Annotated in this window: 7 protein-coding genes and 2 pseudogenes; 6 read left to right on the forward strand and 3 right to left on the reverse strand. The window is 34.6% G+C overall.

Translation table 11 applies throughout. The features are described 5' to 3' along the window. The first annotated feature begins 174 nt into the window (after positions 1-174). A complete protein-coding gene (locus tag GSA01S_RS07185) occupies positions 175-354 on the forward strand; it encodes a hypothetical protein (protein WP_066126192.1) in 180 nt (59 codons plus the stop codon). Between the two features lie 377 nt (positions 355-731). Here the strand turns inward: GSA01S_RS07185 and GSA01S_RS11310 are convergent. Beyond that, a pseudogene (locus GSA01S_RS11310) lies at positions 732-875 on the reverse strand (transposase); the annotation flags it as partial. A 1029-nt stretch (positions 876-1904) separates the two neighbouring features. On the opposite strand from GSA01S_RS11310, the pseudogene GSA01S_RS07190 reads away from it, so the two are divergent. Next, positions 1905-4071, forward strand: a pseudogene (locus tag GSA01S_RS07190) (copper-translocating P-type ATPase). 2005 nt (positions 4072-6076) lie between these two features. Here the strand turns inward: GSA01S_RS07190 and GSA01S_RS07195 are convergent. Both GSA01S_RS07195 and GSA01S_RS07200 read right to left on the reverse strand, forming a co-directional pair. Further along, a complete protein-coding gene (locus GSA01S_RS07195) occupies positions 6077-7426 on the reverse strand; it encodes a putative glycoside hydrolase (protein ID WP_066126194.1) in 1350 nt (449 codons plus the stop codon). A gap of 10 nt (positions 7427-7436) precedes the next feature. Continuing rightward, the gene (locus GSA01S_RS07200; protein ID WP_066126195.1) at positions 7437-8078 is read right to left on the reverse strand and encodes a YkyA family protein; all 642 of its coding nucleotides are present in this window, start codon (positions 8076-8078) and stop codon (positions 7437-7439) included. A gap of 117 nt (positions 8079-8195) precedes the next feature. Here GSA01S_RS07200 and lspA point away from each other — a divergent pair, with 117 nt between their 5' ends. Genes lspA through GSA01S_RS07220 form a run of 4 tightly spaced genes read left to right on the forward strand, consistent with a single transcriptional unit; the run spans position 8196 to position 10927 of the window. Next, positions 8196-8669, forward strand: coding sequence for a signal peptidase II (lspA, locus tag GSA01S_RS07205; RefSeq protein WP_066126196.1), 474 nt, complete (start codon positions 8196-8198; stop codon positions 8667-8669). Beyond that, entirely contained in the window at positions 8653-9588 is a 936-nt protein-coding gene (locus GSA01S_RS07210; protein WP_101813795.1) for an RluA family pseudouridine synthase, read from the forward strand. The genes lspA and GSA01S_RS07210 overlap by 17 nt, the downstream gene beginning before the upstream one ends. A 12-nt stretch (positions 9589-9600) precedes the next feature. Beyond that, the gene (locus tag GSA01S_RS07215) at positions 9601-10317 is read left to right on the forward strand and encodes a DUF2786 domain-containing protein (protein WP_066126201.1); all 717 of its coding nucleotides are present in this window, start codon (positions 9601-9603) and stop codon (positions 10315-10317) included. Further along, entirely contained in the window at positions 10307-10927 is a 621-nt protein-coding gene (locus tag GSA01S_RS07220) for a class I SAM-dependent methyltransferase (RefSeq protein WP_157064796.1), read from the forward strand. The genes GSA01S_RS07215 and GSA01S_RS07220 overlap by 11 nt, the downstream gene beginning before the upstream one ends. The last annotated feature ends 154 nt before the right edge of the window (positions 10928-11081 follow it).

Raw genomic sequence — 11081 nt, forward strand, 5'->3', positions numbered from 1 at the left:
ATTATGGATCACTAATCTGATTGAATTGGTCAAGAATATTATCAGCCTCATTAAGACGCAGATTGAGACCACTCAACCACTGCGCTTTGAATTAAATAGATTTGCCTGAACAGAATTTAAGAAGTTTTTGCCCAGCTTTTTTTATTTTTGGAGGATGTTGTTATTTCTACCTTTATGGCACCATTCGGAGCTTTGCTTGGTGGATATATAGGAGAATATTTATCAAGTCCAAAAGCAATACTAATTGCAAGTATAATTATACTTCTAGTTGCGATTTACTGGGCTTTAAATGAGAATATTAGAAAACTCCAAGCTGTAAATAATTTTCATGAGGTATTTGATGTTGAGAAATAATAAATTTGAAATTACCTATGATGAAGTGAAAAAATTCATGCTAAATTTCTGTTCAACTTATATAATGAACCAACAATAAATAGTATTGAAGTAAATAAAAAGGGAATAATAGAAATGATTTCAATATTAAAGACAATAGGATTTTTCAATACCACCAACACTTTATTATTTATGGTTTCAATAAATAATGAAAATATAGGAGTGTGTATGATTTATGATGTGAACTTAGAACAAAATGTTTGTTTGCTGGGTATAGTTCTAAATCCACAGTAATGAAACAAAGGTTTAGGAACGGTTATACTTGAAGATTTAATTGAAATTGCTAAAAATTCATTGAATGTTACCTCAATTAAAAGTGTTTTGTAGTCACGATCTTAATAGCCATTACGATAAGTCATTCTATTGGGATGGCGTTAATAGGCTTCGTTATCTAAGTATTCATCCCGTTCTTTCTTCATCAGTGGATTAAACACTATGGTTAGAATATTCTTCGCTATGTTGTCTTTCACTTCTACGTCAATTAAGTTTTAAATTTCTTCTAGATTCAGTGTAATAGGTACTTGGGTCATTTTGATTCCTCCTAATTTGTTTATCGTTCTTAAAAACATTGTACCAGTTATGGAGGGATAAGTGACCCTTTCTTTTTACACAATTATATGGACTTTATATTTTAAAGCCTCAAAATATTTCAGCAACACTAGTATAATTGAAAATAATATTAACGGTTTACAAGTTCTACAGGAACTGAAATCCCTTGTTGCAAATGAATTATCAAATTTTTAAATCTTTATGTTCTTTAATAATTGCAATGAGTGAAAAAACTTGACACTATCAGTTTACAATTGTAAACTAGAATTATATCTTAAAACGTAATAAAAATGAATGGCTCAAAATCAGTTCCAATTAATTCTTCTAAAGGGAAAAATAAGCGAGGTTCTGGATTTCAGGAAAACAATGAGTACAGTAAATAGATTATTATAAATAATATAATTAAATGGAAGCCAAGTATATTCAAAATTTTAATTGCCGCATAATCAAAATAGACATAGGTGAGAATATATATTTCTCTACGACATGAAAAAGAGAGTATTAATGAAGTGGCATTGAATTTATTCTAGCATATTTGCTACATAAAAGTAGGAATAACATTATCGAATATCATTGAAGAAGCCAAAACTAATCAAGCAGTTCTTAAAAATATATAAAAGATATTAAATGAAATGAAAACAGTGAGTTTGTCGTTGAAAAACTAAAAACGTTTTTGTTTCAGTCATCATATTTATTAGAGATAAAAATTTTACTGCACTATTGATTAGCTAAACAAGCAATTATTGATTCTGTATTAAGCGGAATATTATTTGACGATATAGCAGCTAAAAGGGAAAAACTACAAGAAAAGTTAAGAAACAACATTGGTAGGGGGTGGCATTAAGACCTATTATTTAGGAATATGACATAATAACCAAGCAATGAGATTAATATTCGGGGTTTTTAATGAACTTCCCGATAGTCAAAAAGATCTTTAAATATATATTATATGGAGGATTAACATGAAAAATAACCAACAACATCATCATAATCACAAAGAACACATGGGACACAATTTTAACGAACATGAACCACGTCATAAGCATGAAGAATATGATAATCATGCTCACCATGGTCATCATGAAGTGCCAGTAGAAGAGGGATTGCATGCTCACCATGGTCATCATGAAGTGCAAGTAGAAGAAGGATTGCATGCTCACTATGGTCATGATGACCATAGTGGGGGTGGACATGAACACCACCATCATGGAAATTTCAAAGAGCTCTTTTTAAAATCATTACCATTGGGAATTATTATTCTGTTGCTGTCGCCTATGATGGGAATCACGCTCCCATTTCAGTTCACTTTTCCATATTCAGATATTATTGTTTCCATATTATCCTCTATCTTGTTAATTTTTGGTGGAAGACCATTTTATCAAGGTGCGTTAGAAGAATTTAAGCAAAAAGCACCCGGAATGATGTCACTGGTTTCTTTAGGGATATCTGTCTCCTATTTGTACAGTATTTACGCAGTAGTCGCTAAATATTTGACAGGGGAACACGTCATGGACTTTTTCTTTGAATTTGCGTCATTAATTTTGATTATGTTACTTGGACACTGGATTGAGATGAAAGCCATTGGGGAAGCTGGAGATGCTCAACAAGCACTTGCTGAATTATTACCAAAAGATGCGCACGTGGTACTTGACGATGGCTCAATTGATACTCGGCCCGTTTCCGAATTAAAAGTAGGTGATATTGTTCGCGTACAGGCAGGAGAAAATGTGCCAGCAGACGGCATTATTAAGAGAGGAGAGTCCCGAGTTAATGAAGCTCTATTAACAGGAGAATCTAAGCCCATTGAAAAAAATGTGGGTGAAGAAGTTATTGGGGGCTCTACCAATGGTGAAGGTGTTTTATATGTAGAAGTACAGGAAACAGGAGATAAATCATTCATTTCTCAGGTTCAAGCGCTAATTGGACAAGCACAGAATCAACCTTCACGAGCTGAGAATATTGCCAACAAAGTGGCTGGTTGGTTATTTTACATTGCGGTCATAGCTGCAGTAATTGCTTTTATATATTGGATGTTGACAACCGATGTACAAACTGCCATCATTTTTATGGTTACAACATTAGTGATCGCCTGCCCGCACGCTTTAGGTTTAGCGATTCCTTTAGTCGTTGCACGAAGCACTAGTTTAGGAGCTAGCCGTGGTTTGCTAGTTAAAGACCGAGAAGCATTGGAATTAGCTACAAACGCAGACGTTATGATTTTAGACAAAACCGGTACATTAACAACCGGTGAATTTAAAGTATTGAATGTTGACTTGTTAAGTGACCATTATACTAAAGAGGAAGTTATAGCTCTTATGGCCGGAATCGAAGGCGGATCGAGTCATCCAATTGCTCAATCCATTATTAGACATGCCGAGCAACAAGGTGTAACACCTGTAGCGTTTGATTCCATTGATGTTATCTCAGGTGCTGGTGTGGAAAGGTGAGGTCAATGGTCACCGCTATAAATTAATTAGTCAAAAAGCATTCGGGCAAAACTTAGATATTGATGTTCCAAGAGGGGCGACACTTAGTATATTGGTTGATAACGGACAAGCTATCGGTGCGGTAGCTTTGGGAGACGAATTGAAGCCTTCGAGCAAGGAGCTCATTCAAGTCTTGAAAGAACAAGGCATTACCCCACTGATGGCTACTGGGGATAATGAAAAAGCAGCGCAAGGAGCTGCTGAAGCTCTAGGAATTGAATATAAAGCGAATCAATCTCCACAAGATAAGTATGAATTGGTAGAAAAATTTAAAAGACAAGGACAAACCGTTATTATGGTTGGTGATGGAGTTAACGATGCACCATCTCTTGCATTAGCAGATGTGGGAATCGCTGTTGGAGCTGGAACACAAGTAGCACTGGATTCAGCTGATGTTGTTCTAATGCAGTCAGACCCTGGTGATATCGAGTCATTTATTGAATTAGCTAATAATACAACTAGCAAAATGAAGCAAAACCTTGTTTGGGGAGCCGGCTATAACTTTCTTGCAATACCTATTGCAGCGGGTATCCTTGCACCATTTGGCATTACTCTAAGCCCTGCAGTCGGAGCAGTTTTGATGTCCTTGTCAACAGTTATCGTTGCAATTAATGCTATGACTTTAAAACTAGATAAAAAATAATTTTTATCAAGTGAAGTATGACTAAATAGTTACATCTTTAATAAGGAATAAAACTTTCTATAATTTTTAAGTAAAAAGCAGATGGGCTGGTATACATTCGATAAGGTTTGAATGTATATCAGCCCGTTTTGTTTCACATACTGATTAAAATGAATTAATTTCATGTCCAAAACATTGTATAAAATTAACAAGTACAATATTAACTTCATATTTTATCCTAATTACTTACTATTTGTGAAAGGTTCTTTCAAGGGAACAGTAAAGATCACACATCACTTTCAAAATATTATTGCTTGTAAAAGATTTTTTGAGGACTTAGATTTAATCTTAGATTGGTAAGTACTAGGTTACAAAGAATAAGAACCTTGGCTAGAAAAATCAAAGAGCACCCAAGATAATTTCAACAAACAAGTTATTTAAAAGGTAGAAATCATTTTAATGGATGAATTATTAAAAGTTTTAGAACAAGATTATAATAACGTGGACCTGGCATTTTCAATTGATATTATTGATTCATAACAATTCTGTGTAAATATCAATTTTATCTAAATATTATTCATGTTGCTTGTGAAATGAATTAAAGATTATAATTCAAAAAGGAATTTTTTTCTGATTATTTTCATTCACAATACCGTGTCTCGTTTTGAGACATTTCTTGGCTAATTATTAAGATTTTATCAAGATTTACGATTATTATTTCAAAATTTTATGAAAATGAAAATAACACTCAAAAAAGGCTGTTTTCGTGTCTCATTTTGAGACACCATGAAAATTTCTGAAAACAAAAAGTTGTCAATATTTATCACTTTTAGTACTTTTGTTATGTTTGGAATGCTTACATTGTTCACTTCCATTTCATATGAAAATATCTAGACTCATTTTGAAAAATGAAACTTTGTGAAAAAAACTATTCAAAAACCACGTCACCTTTGTAAGCCGAGATTTTTATTTTATCTTCTGTTTTATACATGCGATTTGAAAGTGCCGTGCCATCCAAGTAAATCACGACCATCTCATTTTCTTTCACAATGGTGATTTTATGTTCATCAGTATGACGATTAATAGGAATCGCATTAACTGCATTATTATAACTATCAACACCTAAAGCTCGATAAGTATAATAGGAATATTTGGACTCAAAATCTAAGACAATATGATTATCTTTCGAAAAACTTACTGTGACTAATTTTGTATTATCATCTCACTAAGGGGGAAGCGATATAATGAATGTATAAAGGCCATATTTATCAAAATTATTTTTCTTACAATATGCTGTTCATGATCAAATCGAACCAAATCTGAATTGTCTATTGTCTCAGAAGCGAGATTATTAGGGCGTAGACAAGAGTAGACAATTCGATTATTTCGCACATCGTCTAATCCAACAATAACGAATAAAAACACCTTGTTTGATTGTTTTTTTCGTTTGAGCTAACGGGTATGGTGAATAAGTTATCAAAATAATCTCTAATTCGCAGTTGAATGTCACTCAGCCATTTGATTTATATCTAGGCCAAACCATTGTCTAATCTCTCAATTAAAAGCAGATGCTCAAGGAGGAAATCATATAAACGCTGATTCTTTTTTTAATCGTTTAATTTATATCACGGTATTTTTGATCTTAGGTCTGTTGGTTAGAAAACCAGCCGATTAACATACAACACCTTGGGTTAGAACGCTTAGTCGTATAATCGTTTTAGCTTTTTATGCGATAGGTATTATTTCGCTTCTAATATTCGCTATCTTTGCAAGCGAAGTTGATTTATTAAAGAGGTTATTAGCGCTGATATTCGCTAGCATTGTACTTTGGAATACTCTTAATACCTTAAGAAGTTTCAAAAATTAATTTTTTAGCGATCGTCTTTCCATTAAGATAACTTAAGACGCAAAACAGACAATCTTTTACCCATATTTTAGCTATTACCATGCAATCATTCTATACAAAATAAAAAGAAGCTTTAGAAGAATAACGAAATCTTCTAGAGCTTCTTTTAACTATTCATCATTATTGTGGTTGACTCGTGGTGTCAGTGCTTTCTGTTTGTTGTGGCGCAGTAATTTCAGGTGCATAATCGACATTTTCGATATAGTCACCGGAAGCATTCCATAATAAGTACTCATAAACACCATTATCAGCTAAAGCATTAATTTGCGCTTGTACTTCTGCATCACCATAGAAAGAGTGGTCAGAGAAGTTTTGTAACCATGGTCGAGTCGTAACAGGGTTATTCACATGCTCTAATAATTGTTTTTCGGATAACATATACTCATTAATCAAGTCATATGGTTGGAGGTCAGGGTTTTCTAAGCCAAAGAAACCGACATTCCAGTGTGAAGGGTAAACCATTGAGGAAATAACATCGACTTGGTCGGCAATTCCTGCAAAGTTTTGCCCGATACCACGAACATCTTCGGAATTATTAGCAATGGCTGTATAACCAAAGACATCGGCGCTGACATCAACACCATAGGGTGCTAATTTTTCTTTTGCATACGCTAAAAACTCCGTAATGGCCGCAATTCGTTCTTCACCTTTATCGTTAGGATCTTCGGAAATATAGGTTTCAAAGCGTCCTTTAGGATAGGTTAAGTATTCTTCTTCATACATAAAGGCATCAGAAAAACGAACGTAGTCAAATTGAACCTCTTTAAAGCCCATTTTAGCTGCTTCAATCGCAACGGCCACATTATAATCCCATGTTTCTTGTAAGAAAGGATTAGTAAAGTAGTCTTCACCGTCCGGCGTCCAAATTTCACCATCTTCTGTTTGGAATGATAGTTCAGGATGTGATGAGGCTAAAAAGTTGTCTTTAAAGGTAACAATCCGAGCAATCGGATAAATATTGTTTTGTTCAAAGGTTTTGAGTACTTCTTTATAATCAGCTAATCCTACGACGTTTTCATTAACCATGGGATTATCTGATTCTAAGATTGGTAGAATTTGACCAGAGTCATCTTTAAAGTCTAACACCGCACTGTTTAATGCTGTCGAATTTAATTTATCGATGCTTTCTTGGAAATACTCAGTATTGACCACACAATCAATGGGCAAATAAATACCTTTAACGCCTTCTTTAGGATAGCTAATATTAATGCCACTATCATAGAAAAGGGAAGAGGGCAGGTCATCGGGTCTTGTTAAAATATTGCTTTTATTAATAACGAGACCTTCATAACGATTTCCCTGATTTTGTTTGCGGCGACTACTAAAGTCACTAATGGTCTGGGCGTCTAATTTACTTTCAACTGTCGGTAACTCTGTATAGGTCGGGGTTGATGTTTGATTTTGTGCTTGATTACAACCACTTGCTAAAAGGATGATCGCTGTAATGCTTAATAATCGTTTTGTATTCATGTTAACACCTCTATTTCGCTTCCTGTAAAGTCACAATCTTTACTTTAGTGTCGACTAATAATCCATTCAACGGCTCAAAGTGTTTCAATAAGGCATCTAAATAATAGAGATTGTCTTGTGACAAGGTATTAATATTATCAAATACTTTAAAGAAAGAATTATAATCCACATTAGGATTACCGATTGATTGAAACGTTTGGGCTTCTAGATCAAGATTAGGAAGATAATTACCCGTGTAAGTCGATAAATCTGTTTGCAGATTGGTAATCATCGTTGCTAATTTATCAAAGTCACCACTCGGCAAGTTCTGATTCTTTTTCGTACTTTCCAATTCCGGTACCAAACTGTTTAATTCTTTCATCGCATCATTCATATTGTTTAAATGCGTCTTACGTTCAGAAATATTTTGCATCACCAAGATGTCATCTTGATTAAAATACTCTAAATTATTGTTGGCATTGGCTAAATCTTCTTCAAAATCTGATTGAAGGGTGTTTTCTAAATTTTGAACTTCATAAAGTTCATTGACGATTTTCGTCACTTGGTCTTGCATTAATCCAATTGTGTTACTCGCTCTTTCAAGAGAATTGTCACAGCCAGCTACAAATAGCGTTAAAACGACCGTTAGTAGAAAAGGTTTTATCTTCTTCATAAAGTCTCCTTAATAAAAAGTCTTAAATACATGACTTTTCACCTAAAATTAAGTATAATAAACGTTGTATGCTTATTATTATACCAAATATAAAAGCATTTTCACAAGGAGGACACCATGATAATTGGACTTTGCATTGCATTTTTTATTGTTATTATTGACCAATTAGTTAAATATTGGACAATCAACCAAATTGATTTACATAGTTCATTACCAGGGGTACCCAAAGTATTTGATTTTTATTACTTACGTAACACAGGTGCCGGTTGGGGAATACTTTCTGGAAAAATGAATTTATTCTATGTTGCCACCATCTTAATCCTAATATATTTAGTATATTTACTTTATAAGACTACACCACAACAACGACTTAGTCAAATAGCATACGGTTTGTTGATTGGTGGTGCCTTAGGTAATTTTATCGATCGCTTGTTAAATGGCTATGTCGTCGACATGTTCCGTTTATTATTTATTGATTTCCCTGTATTCAATGTCGCAGATATGGCATTGACATTTGGTGTCATCATTTTAATGATTGTTATTTTATTTGAATTAGAAAAAGAAGGAGCGCATGATGTCACAAACATTTAATTTACAAGGGGAAACAGGACGTTTAGATAAAGTCTTGACGACCTTATTACCGAGCGAAAGTCGCTCAACGATCCAAAAACTAATTAAACAAGATTTAGTCCAAGTCAATGGGGAAGTTGCGAAAGCTAATCTTAAATTAGAAGGTCACGAGACCATTACCATTGTCATCCCTGAAGTTGAAGAACCAGAGGAAGAAAAGTTAAAAGCAGAAGACATTCCCTTAGATATTGTTTATGAAGATGAAGACTTAGTCGTCATCAATAAAGCAGCAGGCATGGTGGTTCATCCTTCAAAAGGGCATCATTCAGGCACGCTTGTTAATGCTTTACTATATTATTTGGGGCATAATTTAGCCTATCCAGATGATACTACACGTCCTGGATTAGTGCATCGCATTGATAAAGATACTTCTGGTTTAATAGTAGTCGCTAAAAACAATGCAGCGCATCATTTACTAAGTGAGCAATTAGCGGATCATTCAATGGGAAGAACCTATTATGCATTGGTTCATGGCACCATTAAAGAACCCGAAGGTACGATTGAAGTGCCCTTGAGACGTGATCCGAGTAATCGATTAAGATGGTCTGTTCAACCAGATGGCAAGTACGCTTTAACCCATTTTAAAGTTTTACAACGTTATACCGATTCAACACTCGTTGAATTACAGTTAGCAACAGGACGTACTCATCAAATTAGAGTTCATATGGAATATATTGGGCACCCATTAGTAGGGGACCCTGTTTACCGCATCGGTGTCGGTCAAATGCGAGGGGCGTTGACACGATTAACCGATGGACAATTATTACATGCCAAAGAAATTCATTTTAAACATCCTATTAGCGATCAATCAATGAGTTTTGAAGTTCCGTTGCCAGAGCATTTCGAAGACATATTAAGAACATTAACGCCCCTAGAGTAAGGAGGTATCGTTATGATTGCTAATGATAAGATTTTAGAAAAAATCCGCAATCTACTCGAATTAGCCGAAGATGGCGGCAATGACGAGGAAAGTCAGACGGCTTTGATTATGGCGCAGAAATTAATGCTAAAACATAAAATTTCGCAAAATGAATTAAGTAAGTCAGACAAAAAAGAAATCGTCCTACGTTCATTATCGGTTTATAAGCGTTTATATTGGTGGGAAAAGTCATTAGCGATGGTCATTGCTGATAATTTTAGAGTGATGTTATACGTTCAAAGTAATCGTCTACCTCATCAAGCTTCAACCGTACGTAAAATTGTCTTTATGGGGTTTCCAGAAGATACTGATTTAGCTTATGAAATATTTCATTTAGCAGCTGATAGCATGCGTTATCATGCGAGTAATCATTTAAAAGCGATTCAAAAGAAAAATAAAAATGTCGCTCTAGTCGAGTTACGTAAAGCTTATTACAAAGGGTTTATCGATGGTTTAGAAGAAAAATTTGCGGCTCAACGTGAAGAAATGCAAACTGAAAATGATGCCTATGCACTCGTGATTCAAGTGCCAGATGAAGTAAAAAAAGCCTTTCGCAACCAAGTAGGAGGCCAAAAATTATCGTATAAAGCGCCACGCTACACGAAAGCAGATGCCGCCTATTCGGAAGGGTATATTAAAGGGAATACCGTAAGTTTAAACCGCCAATATTTGGAGAATCATGAGTCATAATATGGATAATCATCAAATAGATGCCCGCCTAGGGATTCAGACTCATCACTTAATTGAACAAGAATTTGGCGATCACTTTTGGCATTATCATCGAACAGAATCAACCGATTATTATGTACTTGATCATCTATTTCGTGAGTTTAAGTTTAGCGCAACCGATCAATTAGTGGATATGGGTAGTGGCACCGGTCGTGTATTGATTTATTCGGCTTATAAATTGGAAATTCCAGTTGTGGGGGTTGAATTCATACCAGCTGCTTTTGATATTGCTCAGCGCAATATTTTGGCCTTAAATGAAAAAATGGGTCAACAATATCCCATCACGATTTTGAATCAACCGGTGGAAGAATATCAAATCTCAAGTCGTGATACAGTCTTTTACTTTTTCAATCCTTTTCAATTGGTCATTATGCGCCCGGTTATTTATGGTATTATGCAATCAGTAGTGGCCTTTCCAAGAAAAATAACCCTGATATATTATTATCCACTTGATAGCTGTATTCAATTTATTGAAGAGAAAACTGACTTTCAATTAAAAAAGACGATTTTATTACCCGGAAATCAACAAGATCCAAGAGAAAAAATCGTCATCTATCAAAATAATCTTTAAAAGTGTTCATTCTTTTATTTTCCTGAAAATAGGAAAGTAGAGAAAATGCTAGCCATAATCAAAATAAAGTTCGACAAGTTATTGATAAGCGCAGTGGGTGGGCGCTCTCAAACGGCGTCTTAATGACTTGTTTGATACCTACTCAACTGTGCGG

The sequence above is a fragment of the Globicatella sanguinis NBRC 15551 genome (genome assembly GCF_001552295.1).
Taxonomy (GTDB): Bacteria; Bacillota; Bacilli; order Lactobacillales; family Aerococcaceae; genus Globicatella; species Globicatella sanguinis.